Raw genomic sequence first — 21,439 nt, 5'->3', positions numbered from 1 at the left:
ATCACACGCTTCTCGCCACGATCGTTTCATTGTGTTAATCGCAAAGGATTACTTAGCGTTGTTGGTCGACGCCCATTTTCCCCTCGAAACGAAGACGGCTGAGGGCTACACGGCGCTCATTCTCAGCGTCTACGACAATCGTGGCGCACGGTGCGAACGTCAACCACGTCGATGCGCGCGGAGGGACCGCGCTGCAAATGGCCCTCGCGCAACACAACACGTCTGCAGCGGACGCACTACGCCAGGCGGGCGCGATACAATGAGCGCACTTGCCGTCCCGGAGCGCGTCGCGTGGCGCAGTGCCAGCGGCACCATGCCCGTTTCATTGAGCCACGCAATGGCGTGCGAACCGGGCCCGTTCCAGCAAGTTCGATTTGCACCCCAAAAAATGGACTATTTTTCAGCGGTACACGCTTTCGTCCGTGCGGCGGAACTGCAGAGCTTCAGCAAAGCTGCGCGTGAAATGACGGTCAAGACCTCGACCATCTCGCGGTATGTGAGCGACCTCGAAAAGGATCTCGGCATCGCCCTCTTCAATCGCTCGACACGGGGTCTGGTGCTGACAGAGGGCGGCAGGGTATTTCGTGAGCGCGCGATCCTGGCACTCGAAGCACTCGACGACGCCCGGCAGGCCACGTCGTCCTTGAATAGCACGCCGCAGGGCCTGCTGCGCGTGACGATGCCATCCGCATTCGGGCGGCGGCATGTCGTGCCGCACCTGCCAGCATTCATGACCCGGTACCCGGACATTGACCTCGACCTCGTGCTGACCGGCGAGACCCTGAACATGATCGATGCCGGGATTGACTTAGCCATTCGCATCGGCGTCTTGTCCGATTCTTCATTAATGGCCAGACGTCTCGCACCCCATCGGCGGATCGTCTGCGGCAGTCCGAAATATTTCGATCGAAACGGTATGCCGTCCGTCCCTGCTGATCTTGAGGCTCACGAATCACTCCGCCTGTCGCTGCCACCCGCTGACAAGTGGTTTCTCACCCGCACGGGAAGTCCCAAAGCTGCCCTGGAGCAGACACTGGTCGGATTGAAAGGCCGGTTGCGCGGAAACGACTCCGAGGCTGTGCTCGACCTCGCGCTTTCGGGATGCGGTATCGCCCTCCTGCCGACCTGGCTCGCGGGCACAGCCGTACGCGAAGGGAGGCTGATCCACGCCCTCCCCGAATGGGAAGCACGCACAGGCAAGGCCGAACCGGCTATCTGGGCGGTCTATCCGCCGAAGAAGATCGTGTCGTCGAAGGTGCGCTCGTTTGTCGACTTCTATGCAGAGGCGATCGGCGAGCCGCCGTACTGGGACGACGGACTCGCACTGGAGCTTCAGCCTTAACGCGCAAAGCGGATGTCGAGCGTGCGCAGCCAGGTCTGCAAGCCGGCATCCTGAATCGGAATCACATAAGCGTTTTCGTTCGTTTCATTGAAATGCGCATGCCAGTATCCCGGCGGCGTGACGAAGGCCATCCCGGCTTCCCAATCGACGCGGGTCGGATCCACGATATTGCCGTTCTCGTCCAGTTCGGTACCCACCAGCGTATAGACGCCCGGGGCGCCCCCAGCGATGAAGTCGAGTGCGATCGACTGGTGGCGGTGCGGCTTCTGAATCGAGTTGGGTGGGACTATGCCGAACATGGCCCATAGCACGTGCGTGACCGTTCGCGTTTGCGGGAAGTTGACATTGCCCATCAGCACGCTGATGCGGTTGCGGCGCCCCGCATTGGCTTCTTCCGCGACCTTGCGCAATTCTGCCTGCGCCTGGGCGGCCGGATAGAGCGTCGGCGCAAAGCGCGCCTGGACGCCGGTCGTACCCAGATAGGTGAGCAGCGGCGCGTCGTTGACGTAATAGAGCGTGGCCGTCGCGTTGGCGGACAGCACAGCATCATCGCCGCCCGGCAGGGTAAAGAAATCGCCTTGCGCGAACGGGAAGCGGGTCTCGCCCTGCGTCACGCTGCCGGCCCCGCTGATGACATAGCAAAGCTGCGACGTGGCGTTCGGGGCGAGCGTCAATGCGTCTCTTGCGTTGATGCGCAGGAAATTGGCGCTCAAGCCTGGACCGGTCGCGGGGCTGGGGCAACCCAGTTCCGCGGAGAGGTCGAGCGGCACAATCCGAGTGGCGCCCTCTGCGTACAGCGAAGGCGAAAAATTGCGGAATGGCACGCGCGAGATGAGCTTCGCGCCGATCGGATTGGCTGATGACGTGTACTCGAAGTACTCGGCGTCCTGGTTCGCGGTCGCGGTTTCGACAGAGTCCGGTGAGAGCGTTCTGGTCAACATGGTCTGCTCCTGAAAGTGAGGGAAGCTTCGCGCAGGTCCGATCGAAGCGATGTGACGTGCGTTCGAGAGCTGATCTGACTATAGGTGCGGAGCATTGGCGGCAGAAGTGCCCGGCATCGATATCACCTTTGCACAAATGGGTGTGTCCTGCGTTCGCGGTACACGGCAGAAACGGGGAGCCCAATCGCGGGCCGGCACTTCCCCTTTTTTAGAAACGATCTTTTGTGCATCGGGATCTTCATCCCCTGCTTGGGATCCTTTAGTGTGATTGGTCATCTATCGGAGTTGACGAATCGGCTTGCCCTGTTCGTCCCGCGACACTCATGACCTCCGCGACAAATCGCTACTCAAGGAAAAGCTCTTCATGGAACCCATCGACCTGAACCGCCGCCTGATTCTGCTAACGTCCATGATCAGTGCATTCGCACCTGAGATGGCGCATGCCAGTCCGATCGACGCCCATGAGACATTCGTACTGCCGCGAGAACAGATCACTTTCAAGCCTTCGACAGCCGGCCCGCCACACAGCGGCGAGATGGCACCGCTCTACGGCGATGTCAACAAACCTGGCTTGTATCTCGTGATGATGAAATGGAATCCCGGTTGGTTCAGCGCACCGCATTCGTACGCGACCGATCGGATCCAGGTCGTAGTGTCAGGCACCTGGTGGGTCAACAGCGGTCCTGATTTCGCACCTCAAGACGCGGTGCCGGTCCCGGCTGGTGGCTTTGTCAAACGTGCCGCGCGCACGCCGCACTACGATGGCGTGCCACGGCATGTGAAAGAGCCGGTCGTCGTCGCGGTGTTCGGGATGGGTCCGGTTGACCTGCAACTTTCAGATCCGGACAAGCGTGCATGGCGCCGGGTCTGATCGGCGCTTCGCAGGCTTGTCCGGCGGCCTCACGCGCCGGGCTGCTGCTTGTTCAAGCCCGCGTCGGACAACGCGCACAGTGCGACCGCGGACCAGTCGCTCTCCGCACCGAGACCTTGCGACCGTAACGTGAGGAATCGGTCGTGGACGAGGCTGGCAAGCGGCAGGGGGACCCCAAGCGACTCGGCGGCCGCCAGCATCAGCCGGTTGTCTTTCTGACCAAGAGGCAAAGCAAAGCCGGGCGGCTGGAAGCGCTGCGATGCAATCAGCGGGCCGTAGATCTTGTACGGCGCTGCGTTGAAATTTGCACTGGTCAGCAATTCAACGAGATGCATCGGGTCAAGGCCTGCCTTGCCCGCTACCGCGCACGCTTCGCCCAGCGTTTCGATGATCACGGACAGCATGAAATTGCCGATCAGCTTGACGAGGTTCGCTTGAGAAGGATCCGAGCCGACGATGCCGACCGACTGCCCAAGGCCTTCAAGAAGCGGAACGGCGACCTTGAGATGCTCGTCGGCGCCCGCGGCCATGATAAAGAGTTTGCGTGCCGCGGCGGCGTCGGGTCGGCCAAAAACGGGCGCCGACACGAAGCCCAGACCTGCTTCGCGATACTTCGTTGCGTGGTCCTGTGCCGTTGCGACGCTGATCGTGCTCATCGAGATGTGTACCCCGCCCGGCTTCAGCGTCGTGGCGATACCCGCTTCGCCGAACGTCACGGCTGTGTGCGCAGCATCGTCGGCCACCATCGTAAACACAACGTCGGCCGACCGTGCTGCACCCGCGGGACTGGCCGCAACCCTTGCGCCCGCTTCGCGCAACCGTTCAGCGCGTGCCGGGGTACGGTTGAAAACATGTACTTCATGTCCTGACTCGATGAGGTTCGCTGCGATTGCGGCGCCCATGGAGCCAAGGCCAATAAATCCGATCTTCATAGTGACATTCCAAAGTAATGCGCCAGACGGACACGGGCCTGCTCAGACCGCAAGTTGATACACTCGGCGGCTGACCTCGGGCGTCACATCGCCGCGTTCGCCCAACGCCGTCATCCCGTGTTCTTCCAGTTTCGCGATCAGCTTGGCGACGGTCTGGCCGCCAATCTTGTAATCACGCAGGCGGGTACCGACGGTCATTCTCTCGAAGAACACGCGGGTCGCTGTGATCGCCGCGCTGATGCGTTCTTCCTCGCTGCCTTCGGTGATGTTCCATACACGCTCGGCATACTGCAGCAACTTCGCGCGTTTCTGCTCCTTGCGCACGGTCAGCATTGCCGGAAGCACGATTGCCAGCGTTTGCGCATGATCGAGGCCATGCAGCGCGGTAATCTCGTGACCGAGCATGTGCGTCGCCCAATCCTGCGGCACACCGGCCCCGATCAAGCCGTTCAACGCCAGCGTCGCGGTCCACATCAGGTTGGCGCGCACGGCATAGTTATTCGGCTCGGCCAATGCTTGTGGACCCACTTCAGTCAACGTGAGCAACAAGCCCTCGGCAAAACGATCCTGCACCTTTGCATCGACCGGATAGGTCAGGTATTGCTCGACGATATGCACGAACGCGTCGACCACACCGTTGGCGATTTGCCGGACTGGCAGCGAATAGGTCGTCGTCGGATCCAGCACCGAAAAGACCGGATACGTCGCTTCACTGCGAAACGGCAACTTGTCGCCTTTCGCGCGGTGGCTGATGACACCGCCATTGTTCATTTCAGAGCCGGTCGCGGGCAGCGTCAGAACACTACCGAACGGCATCGCCTCATGCACTTCGACCTGCCTCGCCAGGATGTCCCACGGCTCGCCATTGAACTTCAGCGCGGCTGCGATGAATTTGGTGCCATCAATCACGGAGCCGCCCCCGACAGCCAGCAGAAAGTCGATGTTCCGTTCGCGTGCGACAGCAACCGCTTGCATCAAGGTTTCGTAAGTTGGATTGGGTTCGATACCTTCGAATACGAACGAGGCACGCTCCCCGAGCGCCGCCTGCACTTGCGCGAGCACACCATTGCTCTTGATGCTGCCGCCGCCACAAGTGATCAGCACGCGCGCTTCGCGCGGTACATGGGCATCAAGTGCAGCAATCTGGCCTTCGCCGAAAATAATGCGGGTGGGGTTATGAAACGTAAAATTTTGCATTGGATCTCTGTTCCTTACATTGATACGGCTTTCGCCGGCTCGACCGAGTTCTCTCTCAAGTTTCATGCGCAACAGGCTTCGTCACGCGCTGACCTTCAGATATCTTCCAGGTGAGTCACAAAAGGTCGAATATGTGCGTCATCGGGATTTACATACACAACATCGGTCGGTACACGACGCGGAGCGTCCACGGTAAAAAAGACCGCTGGCGACTCCAGTATTTCCGTTATTGCGTGTACGGTGTTCCGCTCGAAGGTGACGAGCTGGCCCGCAGTAAGGACGCGAGGCGCCTCGTCCTCGATCGCAAAGGTGACCTTCCCGGTCAGGAGGTAAAGATGCTCTTCGCACGTTTCGTGGTAATGGCGAGGGATTGGATAATAAACACGAAAAAGTCTTGAGCTCGCGGATGGTTCGTCGGTGAGATAGGTGTCGACGATTGTGCTATCTGCCTCGTCAGGGAATTGGCCGATAATTTTTTGAAGGTCAAAGAATTTAAACAATTTGCACTCCAGAACAGGATAGAAACAGGCGGCACACCACAGCCCCTGCGCTAAATGACCATGCTTCCTGCGGCGTCAACTGTCCGTTGGGCTTGTGGTAGCCAGTTTCGCCGACGCTTTCCGACAATCATCCTGCGCCGCGATGGAGCATGTCGGGCCGGCTGACCGCCCAACGCTCTTTCCTGCTCGTCCATTACGATGTTCCCGCCTCTTAGATTCGTTGTACCAATTATCGATACTCAAATCTTGCCATGAGGTGAGCAGCGGCAAAATGACCGCCTTCGCAAATGACATTTGCGGAAATGAGGCAGGGCCTCGGATATGCGTTAGTTCATGCCGCGAGTGCGCGCTGAGGCGGCGTCATGAATTCCGGACCAACGGTACCGCGAGCAACACGCCACCGGTCCGTGTTGCTTCACATACGGTAAGGCCTCGCCGTTGATCTGCGGCAACGACCGCTCAGGCAGCCTTCGTCTGCGTATCTTCCGCAGTGGCTGCCCCTCGCCGGCCGATGACCAGCAGCATTGCCAGCACGCCGACCAGATCGACCGCCGCGCCGAGCACGAAGCCGCTGCTGTAACCGCCGAAGTACTGGACCGCCAGACCCATCATGGTCGGACCGACGATGCCCGAAATATTGCTCATCAGGTGAACAAAGCCGCTTACGCCGCCCAGATGCCTGCCTGGCACAAGCTCATGCATGGTGGCCCAGCACGCTTGCGACGAAGCCGTCAGGAACAGAACGGCGGACGCTACGAGCAGTACTGCGGGGATCACGGAATCGACCACGCTAACACCGAGCAGAGCGAGACCCGACAGCGCGAGCGGCACAGTCGCCGAGAGCTTGCGCGCCAGCAGCTTGTTGCTCATACGCTTGAAACACGCATCGGCAAGCAGGCCGCCGCCAAAGTAGCCGATCCCGCCGCATGCCCACGGCACCGCGCTCAGGATACTCATGTGCTTCATGTCCAGATGCAGCGCGTTGGTGAAATAGCTCGGCATCCACGAGATGAACACGAACAGCGTGTAGTTCACCGCGAACAGGCCGACGCCAAGTGCGAGCGTGCTCGGACGAAACAGGTAGCTGCGCAACGGCGTGCTTTCGTCGCCGCCCTCTGCCGGATGCGCCGCGCCGCGGCTCGCTTCGACCATCTCGCGTTCGGCCGCGCCAACCCGCGCGCTTTGCGCCGGCTTGTCGGTCGCGAATATGCGCCATGCGACGATCCACGTCAGCCCGAGCGCCGCGATGATCACAAACGACGTGCGCCAACCGTAAGCGATGGCAATCAGCCCGACCACCGGCCCGGCGATCGCACTGCCTACCGTCTGGCCCGAAAACGTAAAGCCGACCATGGTTGCGGTCTCATGCCGGGGAAACCAGTTGGTGATGGTCCGGTTGGTCGTCGAATTCATTGGACCTTCGCCGAAGCCGAACAGCGCCCGGGAAATGAGCAGCGTGCCGAAGCCGGTCGCGGCTGCGGTCAATCCGCAGAGAATCGACCACGTCCCCATCGCCCAGGAGAAAACGCGGCGCGGTCCGTACTTGTCGGCGAGTTGGCCGCCGACAAATGCAAAGATGGAATAGCCGAAGAAGAAACTGCTGAACACCACGCCGAGTTGCGACGGAGAAAGGCCCAGCTGCTTGTTGATGATAGGTGCGACCACACCAAGCGCGGCGCGGTCCATGTAATTGATCGCACCCGCAATAAACAGCAGCAAGGCGACAACGTAGCGATACTTCCCAGTCTTCATGTTGTCTCTATTCCGTATAAGTCGGGGTGACGGATTTTGTTATCTGGCACTTCTAACGAATGCCATGGAGGTACGACTTGTTGGCAGGCCTGGCAGGAAGCCGATTGAAAAACTCAACTCATGATGCCGATCTGCCACGGCACGAATTCGTGGTCGCCTAGCCCGAGCATTTCGCTCTTTGTTCGCTCGCCCGACGCGGCGGCAAGAATCGCGTCGAAGATTTTCTGGCCCGTGCTGCGAATCGACGCAACACCATCCAGAATCCCGCCGCAGTTCAGATCCATGTCTTCGGTGAGACGGTCGTACATCGGCGTGTTGGTGGCGAGCTTCAGCGAGGGCACGGGCTTGGCGCCGAACATCGAACCGCGGCCTGTAGTGAAGGCAATCAGATTCGCGCCGCCAGCAATCTGACCCGTCGCCGAGACGGGGTCGAAACCAGGTGTGTCCATGAAAACGAGTCCAGCCTGCTTCACCCGCTCGGCGTATCGATACACTTCCATCAGCGGGCCAGTGCCGCCTTTCATCGCGGATCCAATCGACTTTTCGAAGATGTTCGCGAGTCCGCCCACCTGATTGCCAGGGCTGACCTGGCCGTTGATCTGAACGTCTCGACCGACCGAATACTCGTCTTTCCACCAACGGATCCGCGCAACCAGCTTTTCGCCGACTTCGCGGCTGACCGCGCGCCGCGTGAGCGTATGTTCCACGCCGTAGATTTCAGGTGTTTCGGAGAGGATGGCCGTGCCGCCATGACGGACCAGCAGGTCCATCGCTGCGCCCAGCGAAGGATTGGCCGTGATCGACGAAAAGCCGTCCGAGCCGCCGCATTGCAGGCCGATCTTCAGGTGGCTCGCGGGAACCGTCGTGCGCTTCACGCGATTCGCGTCGGGCAGCAGGGCCTGGACCGCAGCCACGCCGGCCTCGATGGTCCGGCGGGTGCCGCCATTCTCCTGCATGATGAAGGTGTGCAGCCGCGAATCAACCTTCAGCTCTTCCTGATCCATCAGCCCGGCCAGCTGATTGCGCTCGCATCCCAGCCCGACGATTAGCGCCGCGGCGAGATTGGGATGCCGCGCGTAACCCGCCATCGTTCGACGCAGCAACGCCATCGGCTCGCCGCTCATCTCCATGCCGCAACCGATCGAGTGAGTGAACGCGACCACGCCGTCGACATTGGGGTAATCCGCCAGCCGTTCCGGCGTGAACCATTCGGCGATCCGGTGTGCGACCGTCGCCGAACAATTGACTGTCGACAACACGCCGATGTAGTTGCGCGTAGCAACCTCGCCGTTGTCGCGCACGATGCCCTGGAACGTGGCGCGTTGCGCTTCGGGCACCATCTCCACGGGCTGGTAATCCGCGCCAAACGCGTAGTCCCGGTCGAACTCGCGGAACTCGACGTTATGGCTATGCACCATCGTGCCGGGCGCAATATCCATCGCGGCAAAACCGATCACCACGTTGTATTTGCGAACCGGCTCGCCTTTTTTGATGGGCTTCGCTGCGATCTTGTAGCCCGCGCTCACCTGGCTGCGGCAAACAAAGTCTTCGGCTGGAACCGGCGTACCGATTGCCACGTCGATGCGCGCAATTACCACGTTGTCGGCGGGATGCAAGCGGATCACTGGCCCGCTCACGTTTTTGCTCATCGCCTCAGTCATCGGACACTGCCTTCTAAAAAATTTGCGCTCAGCGGCCGAACACGGGCGATACAAGTAATCGCTTTCTTTAAAGGGCCGCTACGAACGATGCTTCGCTGCTTGATATCCTAGGGTATCAGGCATCTTATGGCACTTCACTTGTGAGTTCAATAGAAAGCGCTTACTTTGACGGGCAGATTTGGGGCCGTGCATTGAGAAAGTGTTTTGCGCAAAACGTCGTACTACAGCCTCTTAACTGTTGCGAGGACGTGCAGTCGTACCGCGCACGATCAGGTCGGTCGGCACGATGTACTGCGAACTTACGGGCCGCCCTTCGATCCGTGCGAGCAGATACTCGGCGCTGCGCGCACCGATTTCATCGGCGGCGAGCCGCATGGTGGTGAGTGGCGGAGACGTAAAGCTCGAGAATTCAATATCGTTGATGCCCGCGATCGACAGGTCGCCCGGCACGTCGATACCCGCCTCGCGCGCTTCCGCCAGCGCGCCGACTGCCAACAGATCGGTGCCGCAGATCACGGCCGTCGGACGCTCGGGCCCGTTCATCAGCGCCTTCATTGCCATCTGGCCTTCAATGATCTTGTGCGGCATCTCGATCAGATGCTCGTGGCGCAACTGCAGCCCGCGCGACTGTAGCGCCGCGCGCACGCCGATGATGCGATCAGCCGCACGATCGCTGTGCTGCGTCATTTGCGTAATCATGCCGAAGCGGGTATGCCCGAGCTCGAGCAGATATTCGGCGAGGCGCCGCCCGACCGCAACGTTATCGAAACCGACATACGGATGGTCGTGATCGACGGTCCAGCCGTTGACGAGCGGAATCTGTTCCTTTTCGATCAGTTCATAGAGCGCGGGCGAGTGGCTACGGCCAACGAGCATCAAGCCGGCGATGCCGTCCGCGATCAGGGCGCGCACCTGCTTGAGTTCGTCTTCCTGATCGTAATACGAGCATCCAAGCAGCAACGTATAGCCGGCTTCGCCGATGCGCTTTTGCAGCGCGAACACGCCGATCGCGAAGTTCTGGTTTTCCAGCGATGGGATCACCGCGCCGATCGTCTTGGACTTCTGCGACGCCAACGCACGCGCGGCCGCATGTGGCGTATAGCCAAGATCGCGCGCGATGTCGCGTACGCGGGTCTGCAGCTCGGCGGCAACCGTTGCGTTGCCATTCAATACGCGCGAAACCGTCGCTGTTGAAACGCCCGCTGCGCGAGCCACATCCATGACGGAAATCGCATTCGATTTGCGACGCGGCGCTCTTTTCTTAGTGTCTGTGGTCAACTTGCACCCTGCCCGGAGTCGAGGCGCACCATCGCGCCATCCCTGTGCCGCATTCTATAACGTGCGGCAGCCAGCAATGACGATAGCCGGGTCAGAGTGCCGGACTAGTCGATCCGCTGCGGATCGCCGTCGAACTCGACGAGACAGCCAAAGCCACCGTGAAACAGCGCCTCACGCGCGTCTTCGGTTTGCCCTGTTGCCGCGATCTGGGCGGCATACTGTTCGGCGTTGTCTTCCGGCGCATAACCGAGCCGCCGCACATTCGCGTTGTCCCAGCGGTTACGCGCATTGCCCGAGACGCCATACACGATCAGGAAATGATAGTCGGGGTAGTCGATGCAGCGCTTCGTCAGTTGCACCATGTCGCGATGACTGATCCACGTGAACAGGTGCCGCGGCGCCGTCGGCGTGTTGTCGGGACGAAACGAGCCGATCCGCATGCATGCGACCGACATGCCGTGCTTGTCCGCGTACATCCGTCCAAGCGCTTCGCCGAACACCTTCGATACGCCATAGCGGCTGTCCGGCCGCGGCGCGACGGCATTGTCGATCATCCGGTCGCGCCGGTGAAAGCCCACTGCATGGTTGGAGCTCGCGAACACCACGCGTTTGACGCCAGCCTGCCGCGCGGCTTCGAAGACGTTGTAACAACCTTCGATGTTCATGTCGCGGATCTTCTCCCAACGGTCCTCGTCCGGAATGCCGGCCAGATGCACGACCACGTCGACACCCTGCATCACCGGCAACAGATCCTCTAGCCGGGTAATGTCGGCCGTGACGATTTCTTCGCCCTCGCCTGCTTCAGCTTGCGGCGCGATGTCCGCGAGACGCAACTGATATTGGCCACGCAAGCCGGCGCGCAATACCCGGCCAATATGGCCAGCTGCGCCGGTAATCAAAACCCGTTTCATTCGATGTCTCCATTCGGTGTCGATAAGTCAAACGCCGCGGCCGCGGCCGAGCGCTGGTGATACGCGTTGAGATAGGCGTCGCGGGACGGCACGAGATGCGCGCGGCACAGCGCGATCAGATCGTCGCGATCGCCGCGCCGCAACGCATCGATCATCTGATGATGTTCGGCGCGCGCTTTCTCCAGATAGACCGGAAATACGATCGATACGGAGCGGATCGCGTGCGTGCGCCGCTCATATTCATGAATCGCATCGACGAGCACCTGGTTGCCCGATAACGCGAAAAACGCCCGATGGAACGCCATGTTGACGCGAAAAACGCGGCGCAGATCGCCTGCCTGCGCAGCGGCGTCATGTTGCGCCTGCAACGTTTCCAGTTCCGCGAGCTTCGCGGCGTCGACAGGGAAAACAATCCGGCTCGCCGCGTCGGTCTCCAGCAGCTCACGCAACGCGTACAACTGCGTCACTTCGCTTGCGGTGAACGACTTGACCAGCGCGCCGACATGCCTGCGACGTTCGATCAGGCCACGGCGCTCCACTTCTCCCAGCACCTGGCGCGCCACATGACGCTTCAGATTGAAGCGCTCGCACAGGTCGTCTTCAACCAGACGTTCGCGCGGATGCAGCAGGCCGAGCACGATCTCTTCTTCGAGCTGGTCCGCGACACGGCGTATCGTTTCATCGGTATTGCGGTCGCGCAGCACCGGCGCAACTGCACTGGGCCGCTGTTGCCCCGCACCGTTGCCGATCGGGTCTGACGTCACGGCTTGTTTCCAGGCACCGTGGCTACGGTCTGCGGCGCTTTCAGAAAGTCGAAGTCGCACCCTTCGTCGGCTTGCGTGATCGTGGTCAGAAACAGTTTTCGATAACCGCGCAGGTTCGGTTCGGCTTCGCGCGGCGGCAGCGCCGCCAGACGTGTGGCGATTTCCTCGTCGCTCACCAGCAGCTCCACCGAGCGCTGCGCCACACTCAGGCGAATCCGGTCGCCCGTGCGCACGATCGCGAGCGGACCGCCAATCGCCGACTCCGGCGTCACGTGCAGCACGATGGTGCCCGCCGCGGTGCCGCTCATGCGGCCATCGGAGATGCGCACCATGTCTTTCACGCCAAGCCTTCCGAGCTTGCGCGGAATCGGGATATAGCCCGCTTCCGGCATGCCGGGTGCCCCGACCGGCCCGATCTGCTTGAGCACGAGCACGTCATGCGCCTCGACGTCGAGCTCGGGATCGTCGATGCGCAACGCGAGGTCCTCGGCATTCTCGAACACCACGGCGCGGCCTTCGTGTTCCATCAAGTCCGGATTCGCTGCGGACTGCTTGATAATCGCACCGCCCGGCGCCAGATTGCCGTGCAATACAGCGATGCCGCCTTGCGGAAAGATCGGCTTGTCAAACGGCCGCACGACCTCCTGCGCGAAGCTGGCGGGCGCCGCGTCGAGTTCTTCGCCCAGCGTGCGGCCCGTGACGGTCAAGGCATCGAGATGCAGCAGGCCCTTCATTTCGCGCATGACGGTAGTGAGTCCGCCGGCGCGATGCAGGTCTTCCATATAGTGCTGCCCCGACGGTTTCAGATCCACCAGCACCGGCGTCTCGCGTGCCATCCGGTCGAGCGCGTCGAGATCGATCTTGATGCCCAGACGCCCGGCAATTGCAGTCAGATGGATGATGCCGTTGGTCGAACCGCCGATAGCCAGCAACACGCGCAGCGCGTTTTCGATTGCTTTCGGCGTGAGGATTTTCGCAGGCGTGAGATTCGCGCCGATCATCGCGACGGCCTGGGCGCCGGTGCGCTCCGCAATGCGGATGCGGTCGGCGCTGACCGCCGGCGGCGAGGCGCCGCCCGGCAACATGATGCCCATCGCCTCAGCGATGCAGGCCATCGTGCTGGCGGTGCCCATTACCGAGCAGGTGCCGACCGTCGCCACCAGCTGGTTGTTGACCGCATCGATTTCGTCCGCGTCGATCTGGTCGCCGCGGAAGCTCGCCCAAAAGCGGCGACAGTCTGTACAGGCACCCACTCGCTCGCCACGATGCGAGCCGGTCAGCATCGCGCCTGTCACGAGCTGGATGGCGGGGACGCCCGCGACGGCGGCACCCATCAGTTGCGCGGGCACAGTCTTGTCGCAGCCGCCGATCAGCACGACCGCATCCATCGGCTGCGCGCGGATCATCTCCTCGGTGTCCATGGACATGAGGTTGCGCAGATACATGCTGGTCGGATGCGAGAAGCTTTCCGCGATCGAAATGGTGGGGAATTCGACCGGCAGGCCCCCCGCCAGCATCACGCCGCGTTTGATGGCCTCGACCAGTTGCGGCGCGTTGCCGTGACACGGGTTGTAGGCGCTGCCGGTGTTGGCAATGGCGACGATGGGCCGCGCCAACGCGTCGTCGGTGTAACCCGCGCCCTTGATAAACGCCTTGCGCAGGAACAGCGAAAAGCCCGCGTCCCCGTAATTGGTCAACCCTTTGCGCAAACCGCGCGGCGCGTCGACGTCCGGCGTATCGACGCCCGGCTGGGCTTTATCGAGCTTGTCTGCCATCACTATGTCCCTTGATCAAATTATCGATAATCTTGACGATGATTCTAACGAGACTTATAGTGATCCGCAAGTAAGCGCTTTCTCAAAGTTAACATTTTTTGGGCTACGTGCTCCTTTCTCTTTTCAAACCGGATGTCCCGATGAAAAAAAGTGTTGTCGCCTACCGCAAGCTGCCTGCCGCAGCCCTGCGCATCCTCGAAGCTCAATACGACGTGACCTGCGCCGACGCCGACACCCAGCGCGACGCCTTCCTCGCGGCACTCGCGAACGCGCACGGCACGATCGGCAACAAGCTCAAGCTGAACGCTGAATTTCTCGATGCTGCGCCCAAACTCGAAGTGGTGTCGACCGTCTCCGCCGGCTACGACGACTTCGACGTGGCGGACCTCACGCGCCGCGGCATCGTGCTGTGCAACACCCCGGAGGAAGTCACCGAGACGACGGCCGATCTGATGTTCGCGTTGATCCTCGCCACGGCGCGCCGCATCGCCGAACTCGACGCCTCCATCCGCCGCGGTGAATGGCAGAGCTCGTCGGGGCCTGCGCAATTCGGCGTCGACGTGCACCACAAGACGCTCGGTATCATCGGCCTCGGCCGCATTGGTGCCGCGGTGGCCCGGCGCGCGGCGCACGGCTTCGGGATGAACGTGCTCTATGCGAACCGCTCGCGCAATGTGGCCGCGGAGGAAGCGTTCGGTGCGAAATGGTGTCCGTTGCCCACACTGCTGGCCGAAGCGGACTTCGTGTGCGTGCTGGTGCCGCTTTCCGCCGCGACCGAGAAGCTGATCGGCGCGGCCGAATTGCGTTTGATGAAGTCGAGCGCGATTCTCGTCAACTGTGCGCGTGGCCAGGTGGTCGACGAAGCGGCGCTGACGGACGCGCTACGTGAGGGCCGCATTCTCGGCGCGGGGCTCGACGTGTTCGAACGCGAGCCGCTGCCCGCCGATTCGCCGCTATGCGCGCTGCCGAATGTGGTGCTCGTGCCGCATATCGGCTCGGCCACAGCCCAGACACGCGAAGCCATGGCGCGCCGCGCTGCGCAGAATCTGGCCGACGCGCTCGAAGGACGCCTCACGGCGACGTGCGTCAATCCGTCTGCAGTCGATGCCCGTTCCCTGCTGCATACGCCGGGCAACTGACGAGCCGCCGCTGTGCGGTCTCGTTGCGAGGTTCATCTTCGTCAACAAACGGCACGCTTCGCTCACAGCCGAAGCGCGCAGCGGAACCACGCACTCGCCTCGCCTGCTCAATTCGGCGAGTGAGCCGCCACCGCCGCACTGATCTGCGGCCGGCTGCGAATGAAAACCAGCATCGCGAGCACACCCGCAAAATCGATCAGTGCACCGAACATAAACGCGCTGTGATAACCGCCAAAATACTGGATCAGCATTCCCGTCAACGCCGGCCCGATGATCCCCGACAGGTTGCTCAGAAAGTGAATGAAGCCGCCCACGCCGCCCTGGCGGTGCAGCGGCAGGATTTCGTGCTGGATCGCCCAGATCGACTGGCACGATCCGGTCAGGAACAGCAACGCGGCGGCAATCAATGCAACCGCCGCCGTCAACGACCCGGCCGAGGTAATGCTCAGCACCGCGACGCCCGACAACGCCAGCGGAATCGTGGCGACCAGTTTGCGCGCCTTGATCGGATCGTCCATGCGCTTATAGACGATGTCGCCGATCACCCCGCCGCCGAAATAGCCAATCGCTCCGCAGATCCACGGAATCGACGTGATGATGCTCATCGACTTCAGGTCGAGATGCATCACGTTGGTCAGATAGCTCGGCAGCCACGAGATGAAAACGTACTGCGTGTAGTTCACCGCGAACAGACCGGCACCGAGTGCCAGTGTGCTCGGACGGCGCAGATACGCGCCGAGCGTCATGCCGTCGTCTTCAACGTTACGTGCTTCCGCAATAGCACGGCTATCGTTGATCAGTTTTGCTTCGCCCTCGCCGACGCGGCGGCTCTGGCTGGGCTTGTCGGTGACGAACAGACGCCACAACAGCAGCCACAGGAAGCCCAGTACGGCGATCACGATAAACGACGCGCGCCAGCCGAAGCCGATGGCGATCAAACCCACCACCGGCCCTGCAATCGCGTTGCCGAGCGTCTGTCCGGAGAAGGTGAAGCCGATCATCGTCGCGGTTTCATGACGGGGAAACCAGTTCGAGATCGTGCGGTTGGTGTTGGAGCTCATGGGCCCTTCGCCGATGCCGAAGAACACCCGGTACACCAGCAGCGAGACAAAGCCGGTTGCGCTCGCGGTCAGTCCGCAAAACAGCGACCAGAATCCCATAGCCCACGTGAAGACGCGCAGCGTGCCGAACTTGTCTGCGAAATAGCCGCCCAGGAACGAGAAGATCGAATAGCCGATGAAGAAGCTGCTGAAGATGACGCCGAGTTGCGACGGCGACAGTTCGAGCGTCTTGCTGACGATTGGCGCGACGATGCCGAGTGCCGCCCGATCCATGTAGTTGATCGCGCCGGCCATGAAGAGCAACCCGGCGACCACATACCGATACTTTCCCGTGTCCATATGTCTCCAATAATGTAATCGCTTTCTTTTAACGTATGAGTCGCACCGCCACCCAATCGAAAGCATCTAATATTCAGGCACTTTAGTAGAACCCGGAGGGGAAGACAAGAGAAAGCGCTTACTCGTTTTGCCGTATACTGAGCCATGATCCGCCATCCACTTACCCCCAACACGGAGACAAACCCATGTGGCAGCAGGCTGAGCGCTATCCCGACCCCCGCGTCATCTCACTCGATCCGTCCTTCGATCAATATCGCGTCGCGTTCTCCGCGGTCGAGCGCCTCGCCACCGGCTACCGCTGGACGGAAGGGCCGGTGTGGTTCGGCGATGGACGCTATCTGTTATGGAGCGATATCCCGAACAATCAGATGCTGAAATGGGAGGAAGAGACCGGTGTGGTCAGCGTGTTTCGTAAACCGTCGAACTTCGCCAACGGCAATACGCGCGACCGGCAGGGCCGTCTCGTCACCTGCGAACATGGGCGCCGTGTGACACGCACCGAATATGACGGCAGCATTACCGTGCTGATGGATTCGTTCGAAGGCAAGCGGCTGAACTCGCCGAATGACGTGGTGGTCAAGTCGGATGGCTCGATCTGGTTCACGGACCCGCCAATGGGTATCGCGGGTCACTATGAAGGCGTCAAGGCCGAGCAGGAACTTCCGCATTCGGTGTACCGGATCGACGGTGTCACGGGAGAAGCTTCCGTTGTCACGCGTGATCTGAAGGGGCCTAACGGTTTGTGTTTTTCACCTGACGAACGCTTGCTGTACATCATCGAATCGCGCGCCGTGCCTGAGCGCCTGATCCACGTCTACGAGATGGAGCCTGATGGGAAAAGAATTGGTAAGGGACGCGTTTTCTACAATGCGGGGCCAGGTACGATCGACGGCATGCGCGCCGATATTGACGGCAACCTGTGGTGCGGCTGGGGTATGGGTAGCGACGAACTGGACGGCGTGGTGATCATCTCGCCGGCTGGAAAGCCGATCGGCCGCATCGCGCTGCCTGAACGTTGTGCGAACCTGTGTTTTGGCGGCCGCGCCCGCAACCGCCTGTTCATGGCTTCGTCACAATCCATTTACGCGGTCCACGTGAACACCCAGGGCGCCGTGGGCGGTTAAGGTGTCTACGCAGGATGACGGCGGCGGGCCGCGAAGGCCCGGTCCGCCGCCGTATTAAGTGCGCACCGCTTCGGGTTCTTGCCGCTTTCTATGTTCGTGACGGATATCGGTGCCACGAACCACATACACGACGGATTCGGCAATGTTGGTGGCATGGTCGCCGATCCGCTCGATCGCCTTGGCGATAGACAGATAGTCCAACGCCGTCGAGATCGTGCGGGGGTTTTCCGTCATCGACGTCACGAGCTTGCGCACAAAGGCCCTGAACTCGTTATCGATCGCCTCGTCGTCAAGAATGATCTGTTCGGCGGCAGCCGTGTCCATGCGCGCAAACGCGTCCAGCGCGCGGCGCAGCACGCTCGCAGCCATGGCGCCCGAGATCTTGATCTCGGCGATATTGACGTCCTGCGCACTGACCTGCGGCGCAATGCGGCGGATTCGCTTGGCGATCTTGCGCGCCTCGTCGCCCGCACGCTCGAGATTGGTGACGCATTTCGAAGCCGCCATTAGCAGACGCAGGTCGCGAGCGGCCGGCTGTCGACGCGCGATGACATTGCAGATTTCTTCGTCGAGCTCGATTTCCATCGTATTCAGACGGCGCTCGCCTTCGAGGACGAGTTCGACAAAATCGAGCTCGAAGGTATCCAGGGCCTGCATCGCATACGCGATCTGCGACTCCACCAACCCACCCATGGCGAGCAAGCGCGTGGAGAGCAGCGTGAGATCGGCGTCAAACTGGCTGGAGAGATGTTTATCCGGCATATATGCTCCTTAGCCGATAAGGGCCGTTGACGTGTTTCGAAAACAGTATATACCGTATTATCTCTGCGCCAAATCTTACCTGGACAAGTATTCGAACGAGTGTGGTAACTACGCAGCAGGTTGCGCAAACAGCTCCGCGATGTAGCCTGCAGCCTTGATCCCTGTCCCCGTCAACAGCACGACCGTGCGCTCGTTTGCCTTGATGGTGCCGCGACGGCTCAACTCGTCGAGTGCGGCGGCGGCGTGCGCGCAGGTCGGTTCAACAAAGACGCCCTGACGCGCCAGCTTTTTAAGCGCGGCAACAATGTCGTCTTCGGAAACGGCTACCGTCGAACCACCGCTGTCCCGCAGTGCGGTAATCATTTCCCGCAGACGAAGCGGATGCGCAATCGCCGTGCCTTCTGCGACCGTCTTCAGGACCGGCCGGCCCACGGGCGTGTCGACCCCGGCCTGGAACGATGCATCGAGCGGCGAGCAGTTCAGCGGCTGCGAAGCAAACAGACGTGGCAGCTTTTTGATCTGCCCTGCAGCAAGAAGCTCCTTGAAGCCAATGTCACAACCGAGCAGGTTGCTTCCTGCTCCCACCGGAATGACGATGTTGTCCGGCGCCTCGAAATTGAAGTCTTCCCATAGTTCGTAAGCAATGGACTTGGTGCCCTGCAGAAAGAACGGCTGCCAGTTATGGCTGGAGTAGAAGATCTCGGCGGATTGGCGAATCGCCTCCGCCTGCGACTCTTCGCGCGGCCCCTCAACCAGCTGGATCTCGGCACCGTATGCGCGGACCTGAGCCACCTTGGCTGGAGACGTGTAAGCCGGGGCAAGAATCTTCACGCGCATGCCTGCGGCTGCACCGAACGCGGCAACCGACGCGCCACCGTTGCCCGAACTGTCTTCGAGCACAGCGTTCACGCCGATCTGGCGCAGGAACGACAGCATGACAGCCGTGCCGCGGTCCTTGAAGCTGCAGGTCGGATTGAACCACTCGAGCTTGAAAAACGGGCGGTGCTCATTCCATTCCTTCTGCACCAATGGGGTACATCCCTCCCCCATCGAAACCGGTTGAGCGATATCGACCGGCAGCGCAGCACGGTAGCGCCACAGCGAACGATTGCTGCGGTCGATATCGTCACGTCCGATGCCTTGCAGTGGCGTGATGAGAAGCGGTGTCTGGTTATCCGAGCACCAGCGCGGTTGCTCGAACGGATAGAGCGCTCCAGTGAGCGGGTCGATGTACTGAGCTTTAGACATGTTCGTTCCTGACGTTAATGATGTGGCGATCCGGCCTGTCGCCGACCCAGGCGCCGGCCCCGGCTCCGAAAACACCCCGGCGGCGTGCATCACTTCGCATCGCTGTACACCGTCGCTCGTGAGACACCCAGATACTGCGCCGTCACTTCCATCGCCCTGCGGATCTCCATTACACCGGAGTCCTTAAGTTCACGCAGGAGCGTACGGCGGTCTTCCGTCTTGAGAGCGCGCGGCGTGGTGGCGAGTCTGGCCGCAAACTGGTCGATGCGCGCGCGGATCAGGTCCGCCCCCGCCGGGTCCAGCGATTCTTTCATGGCCGAGCCCGCATCGACCCGGACAAATTGACCGACGGCGCTCTGCAAGCCGCGGAACAGCGTCAGGTCGATATTCATGCACAACGCGGCAACGTATTGGCCGGATGAATCCTTGATGCCGATCGAGGTGCTTTTTGCCGCACGGCCATCCGCAAACTGATTGGCATAGTTCGCAATGACCTGGGGATATTCCGGGTCGGCGATGCGCGCCAGTCCGAGTTCGGTTGCCGGGTGGCCGACCTCCCGGCCGGACAGATTGTTGTGGATCGCCAGAACGGCATGTTTGGGGTCGAGCAGATCGTGCACGACCACTTCGCAAAACGGCGCAAAAGTCTCAGCCAATCCTGCTGCGATCTGGCCGACCTGCTCGAGCAGTGCGCGCTGCTCAGGGGTCTGTTTCGTCATAGGGACGGCTCACGGGACATCGATAAAAGACAGATTATCTATTATTGGACATTTCGTCAATTTAAGCTCGATGCCCGCCGCGTCCGGTACAGCGTCGGGTTTATCACTCCAGCAGATAAACGTATCGCATTTGCTTCGTTGCTCTTGGCTGTACAGGCCGGTAAATTGGGGGCATCGCGCCACCACCGGCGCCTCCGCTGCGACCGACCAAAGAGTTTAGTGTGACGATTGCTACCGACCGCGCTGTGTCCGCGCACCACGCCGTTCCCCAGGCCATTGAAATTCGGGCCTTCGACGGCCCTGTGGGCGCCGAAGTCCTCGGGCTCGATCTGAGCCAGCCGCTGGCTGCCGAAGATTTTGCGCGCATTCATCGCGCGCACCTCGACCACCACGTACTGGTGTTTCGCGACCAGCGCATCACGCCTGAGGAGCAGATTGCCTTCAGCCGCCGCTTCGGTCCGCTGCAGATCCACGTGCTGCACCAGTTTCAGCTCTCAGGGCATCCGGAAGTGCTGATCGTCTCGAACATCGTCGAAGACGGCAAACCGATCGGCCTGGGCGACGCCGGCCATTTCTGGCACTCCGACCTGTCGTACAAGGAAACACCGAGCCTCGGCTCGATGTTGCATGCTCAGGAACTGCCGTCCGAAGGCGGCGATACGCTGTTCGCCAACATGCACCTGGCGTGGGACACGTTACCCGCTCATCTGCGCACTGCCGTAGAAGGACGCTCGGCGGAGCACACGTATTTGGCGAAGTACGCGGAATTGCAAAAGCGGAGTCCGTGGCGGCCGAATCTGTCCGCCGAGCAGATTGCCCAGGTCAAACCGGTCGTGCATCCGGTGGTCCGCACGCATCCGGAGACGGGCCGCAAGGCGCTTTTCATCAGCGAGCATTTCACCACCCGCATCATTGGGCTGCCTGAAGACGAAAGCCAGCAACTGCTCGAAGAACTGTTCGCGCATAGCGTGCGCCCCGAGCACCTGTACACGCACAAGTGGGCGGAACACGACATGGTGTTCTGGGACAACCGCTCGCTGATGCATCTCGCCGCTGGCACACCCGACCATCTGCGCCGCAAGATGTACCGCACAACCATCGAAGGCGACGTGCCGTTCTGACG

Annotated in this window: 20 protein-coding genes; 6 read left to right on the top strand and 14 right to left on the bottom strand. The window is 61.1% G+C overall.

The genetic code is table 11. The features are described from left to right. Positions 1 to 140 precede the first annotated feature (140 nt). Both BUS06_RS38420 and BUS06_RS30570 read left to right on the top strand, forming a co-directional pair. Positions 141 to 263, top strand: coding sequence for an ankyrin repeat domain-containing protein (locus tag BUS06_RS38420; protein ID WP_254369005.1), 123 nt, complete (start codon positions 141 to 143; stop codon positions 261 to 263). A 125-nt stretch (positions 264 to 388) separates the two neighbouring features. Continuing rightward, on the top strand, positions 389 to 1,342 hold the full coding sequence (locus BUS06_RS30570) for a LysR family transcriptional regulator (protein WP_074269385.1): 954 nt from the start codon (positions 389 to 391) through the stop codon (positions 1,340 to 1,342). On the opposite strand, the gene BUS06_RS30565 is transcribed toward BUS06_RS30570, so the two are convergent. Continuing rightward, on the bottom strand, positions 1,339 to 2,283 hold the full coding sequence (locus BUS06_RS30565; RefSeq protein ID WP_074268068.1) for a cupin domain-containing protein: 945 nt from the start codon (positions 2,281 to 2,283) through the stop codon (positions 1,339 to 1,341). The two genes, BUS06_RS30570 and BUS06_RS30565, sit on opposite strands and share 4 nt — an antisense overlap. A gap of 364 nt (positions 2,284 to 2,647) precedes the next feature. On the opposite strand from BUS06_RS30565, the gene BUS06_RS30560 reads away from it, so the two are divergent. Then, positions 2,648 to 3,154, top strand: a complete 507-nt coding sequence (locus tag BUS06_RS30560; RefSeq protein ID WP_074268067.1) for a cupin domain-containing protein — start codon at positions 2,648 to 2,650, stop codon at positions 3,152 to 3,154. 29 nt (positions 3,155 to 3,183) lie between these two features. On the opposite strand, the gene BUS06_RS30555 is transcribed toward BUS06_RS30560, so the two are convergent. From BUS06_RS30555 to BUS06_RS30515, 9 genes are all read right to left on the bottom strand, one after another. After that, positions 3,184 to 4,086, bottom strand: a complete 903-nt coding sequence (locus BUS06_RS30555; RefSeq protein WP_074268066.1) for an NAD(P)-dependent oxidoreductase — start codon at positions 4,084 to 4,086, stop codon at positions 3,184 to 3,186. A gap of 42 nt (positions 4,087 to 4,128) precedes the next feature. Then, complete coding sequence (gene yqhD / locus BUS06_RS30550) at positions 4,129 to 5,283, bottom strand: alcohol dehydrogenase (RefSeq protein WP_074268065.1); 1,155 nt, start codon at positions 5,281 to 5,283, stop codon at positions 4,129 to 4,131. A gap of 95 nt (positions 5,284 to 5,378) precedes the next feature. Then, positions 5,379 to 5,783: a cupin domain-containing protein gene (locus tag BUS06_RS30545; protein ID WP_074268064.1), complete on the bottom strand. Its 405-nt coding sequence runs from the start codon at positions 5,781 to 5,783 to the stop codon at positions 5,379 to 5,381. Between the two features lie 459 nt (positions 5,784 to 6,242). Beyond that, positions 6,243 to 7,535 (bottom strand): MFS transporter, encoded by a 1,293-nt coding sequence (locus BUS06_RS30540; RefSeq protein WP_074268063.1) that lies wholly within the window; start codon positions 7,533 to 7,535, stop codon positions 6,243 to 6,245. Positions 7,536 to 7,648: 113 nt separating this feature from the next. Next, a complete protein-coding gene (locus tag BUS06_RS30535) occupies positions 7,649 to 9,184 on the bottom strand; it encodes a UxaA family hydrolase (protein ID WP_254369004.1) in 1,536 nt (511 codons plus the stop codon). A 243-nt stretch (positions 9,185 to 9,427) separates the two neighbouring features. Next, complete coding sequence (locus tag BUS06_RS30530; protein ID WP_083611683.1) at positions 9,428 to 10,417, bottom strand: LacI family DNA-binding transcriptional regulator; 990 nt, start codon at positions 10,415 to 10,417, stop codon at positions 9,428 to 9,430. Positions 10,418 to 10,578: 161 nt separating this feature from the next. Next, positions 10,579 to 11,385: an NAD-dependent epimerase/dehydratase family protein gene (locus BUS06_RS30525; protein WP_074268060.1), complete on the bottom strand. Its 807-nt coding sequence runs from the start codon at positions 11,383 to 11,385 to the stop codon at positions 10,579 to 10,581. Further along, the gene (locus tag BUS06_RS30520) at positions 11,382 to 12,149 is read right to left on the bottom strand and encodes a GntR family transcriptional regulator (RefSeq protein WP_367946974.1); all 768 of its coding nucleotides are present in this window, start codon (positions 12,147 to 12,149) and stop codon (positions 11,382 to 11,384) included. The genes BUS06_RS30525 and BUS06_RS30520 overlap by 4 nt, the downstream gene beginning before the upstream one ends. Beyond that, entirely contained in the window at positions 12,146 to 13,924 is a 1,779-nt protein-coding gene (locus BUS06_RS30515) for an IlvD/Edd family dehydratase (protein ID WP_074268059.1), read from the bottom strand. Before BUS06_RS30515 ends, BUS06_RS30520 begins: the two co-directional genes overlap by 4 nt. Positions 13,925 to 14,064: 140 nt before the next feature. Here BUS06_RS30515 and BUS06_RS30510 point away from each other — a divergent pair, with 140 nt between their 5' ends. Beyond that, the gene (locus BUS06_RS30510) at positions 14,065 to 15,063 is read left to right on the top strand and encodes a 2-hydroxyacid dehydrogenase (RefSeq protein ID WP_074268058.1); all 999 of its coding nucleotides are present in this window, start codon (positions 14,065 to 14,067) and stop codon (positions 15,061 to 15,063) included. A gap of 107 nt (positions 15,064 to 15,170) precedes the next feature. Here BUS06_RS30510 and BUS06_RS30505 read toward each other — a convergent pair whose 3' ends face one another. Then, complete coding sequence (locus BUS06_RS30505) at positions 15,171 to 16,463, bottom strand: MFS transporter (RefSeq protein ID WP_074268057.1); 1,293 nt, start codon at positions 16,461 to 16,463, stop codon at positions 15,171 to 15,173. Between the two features lie 185 nt (positions 16,464 to 16,648). Here BUS06_RS30505 and BUS06_RS30500 point away from each other — a divergent pair, with 185 nt between their 5' ends. Then, a complete protein-coding gene (locus BUS06_RS30500; protein WP_074268056.1) occupies positions 16,649 to 17,587 on the top strand; it encodes an SMP-30/gluconolactonase/LRE family protein in 939 nt (312 codons plus the stop codon). Positions 17,588 to 17,641: 54 nt separating this feature from the next. Here the strand turns inward: BUS06_RS30500 and phoU are convergent, their stop codons facing one another. From phoU to BUS06_RS30485, 3 genes are all read right to left on the bottom strand, one after another. Next, positions 17,642 to 18,349 (bottom strand): phosphate signaling complex protein PhoU, encoded by a 708-nt coding sequence (phoU, locus tag BUS06_RS30495; protein WP_074268055.1) that lies wholly within the window; start codon positions 18,347 to 18,349, stop codon positions 17,642 to 17,644. Positions 18,350 to 18,457: 108 nt separating this feature from the next. After that, complete coding sequence (locus tag BUS06_RS30490; protein WP_074268054.1) at positions 18,458 to 19,597, bottom strand: threonine synthase; 1,140 nt, start codon at positions 19,595 to 19,597, stop codon at positions 18,458 to 18,460. An 89-nt stretch (positions 19,598 to 19,686) separates the two neighbouring features. After that, positions 19,687 to 20,316, bottom strand: coding sequence for a helix-turn-helix transcriptional regulator (locus BUS06_RS30485; RefSeq protein WP_074268053.1), 630 nt, complete (start codon positions 20,314 to 20,316; stop codon positions 19,687 to 19,689). A 221-nt stretch (positions 20,317 to 20,537) separates the two neighbouring features. On the opposite strand from BUS06_RS30485, the gene BUS06_RS30480 reads away from it, so the two are divergent. Beyond that, positions 20,538 to 21,437, top strand: a complete 900-nt coding sequence (locus BUS06_RS30480; RefSeq protein WP_074268052.1) for a TauD/TfdA dioxygenase family protein — start codon at positions 20,538 to 20,540, stop codon at positions 21,435 to 21,437. The last annotated feature ends 2 nt before the right edge of the window (positions 21,438 to 21,439 follow it).

Origin of the sequence: Paraburkholderia phenazinium (genome assembly GCF_900141745.1) — a bacterium.
Classification (GTDB): domain Bacteria; phylum Pseudomonadota; class Gammaproteobacteria; order Burkholderiales; family Burkholderiaceae; genus Paraburkholderia; species Paraburkholderia phenazinium_B.
Note: the sequence above shows the minus strand (reverse complement) of the source record. Positions and strands in the feature narration are given on the sequence as shown.

What these genes read in the sequence shown, in the direction of transcription:
- BUS06_RS30560 (WP_074268067.1), top strand. Translation starts at nt 2,648, where the DNA reads ATGGAACCCATCGACCTGAACCGCCGCCTGATTCTGCTAACGTCCATG.
- BUS06_RS30515 (WP_074268059.1), bottom strand. Translation starts at nt 13,924, where the DNA reads ATGGCAGACAAGCTCGATAAAGCCCAGCCGGGCGTCGATACGCCGGAC.
- phoU (WP_074268055.1), bottom strand. Translation starts at nt 18,349, where the DNA reads ATGCCGGATAAACATCTCTCCAGCCAGTTTGACGCCGATCTCACGCTG.
- BUS06_RS30500 (WP_074268056.1), top strand. Translation starts at nt 16,649, where the DNA reads ATGTGGCAGCAGGCTGAGCGCTATCCCGACCCCCGCGTCATCTCACTC.
- BUS06_RS30510 (WP_074268058.1), top strand. Translation starts at nt 14,065, where the DNA reads ATGAAAAAAAGTGTTGTCGCCTACCGCAAGCTGCCTGCCGCAGCCCTG.
- BUS06_RS30570 (WP_074269385.1), top strand. Translation starts at nt 389, where the DNA reads ATGGACTATTTTTCAGCGGTACACGCTTTCGTCCGTGCGGCGGAACTG.
- BUS06_RS30525 (WP_074268060.1), bottom strand. Translation starts at nt 11,385, where the DNA reads ATGAAACGGGTTTTGATTACCGGCGCAGCTGGCCATATTGGCCGGGTA.
- BUS06_RS30540 (WP_074268063.1), bottom strand. Translation starts at nt 7,535, where the DNA reads ATGAAGACTGGGAAGTATCGCTACGTTGTCGCCTTGCTGCTGTTTATT.
- BUS06_RS30530 (WP_083611683.1), bottom strand. Translation starts at nt 10,417, where the DNA reads ATGGATGTGGCTCGCGCAGCGGGCGTTTCAACAGCGACGGTTTCGCGC.
- BUS06_RS30535 (WP_254369004.1), bottom strand. Translation starts at nt 9,184, where the DNA reads ATGAGCAAAAACGTGAGCGGGCCAGTGATCCGCTTGCATCCCGCCGAC.
- yqhD (WP_074268065.1), bottom strand. Translation starts at nt 5,283, where the DNA reads ATGCAAAATTTTACGTTTCATAACCCCACCCGCATTATTTTCGGCGAA.
- BUS06_RS30565 (WP_074268068.1), bottom strand. Translation starts at nt 2,283, where the DNA reads ATGTTGACCAGAACGCTCTCACCGGACTCTGTCGAAACCGCGACCGCG.
- BUS06_RS30490 (WP_074268054.1), bottom strand. Translation starts at nt 19,597, where the DNA reads ATGTCTAAAGCTCAGTACATCGACCCGCTCACTGGAGCGCTCTATCCG.
- BUS06_RS30485 (WP_074268053.1), bottom strand. Translation starts at nt 20,316, where the DNA reads ATGACGAAACAGACCCCTGAGCAGCGCGCACTGCTCGAGCAGGTCGGC.
- BUS06_RS30505 (WP_074268057.1), bottom strand. Translation starts at nt 16,463, where the DNA reads ATGGACACGGGAAAGTATCGGTATGTGGTCGCCGGGTTGCTCTTCATG.
- BUS06_RS30555 (WP_074268066.1), bottom strand. Translation starts at nt 4,086, where the DNA reads ATGAAGATCGGATTTATTGGCCTTGGCTCCATGGGCGCCGCAATCGCA.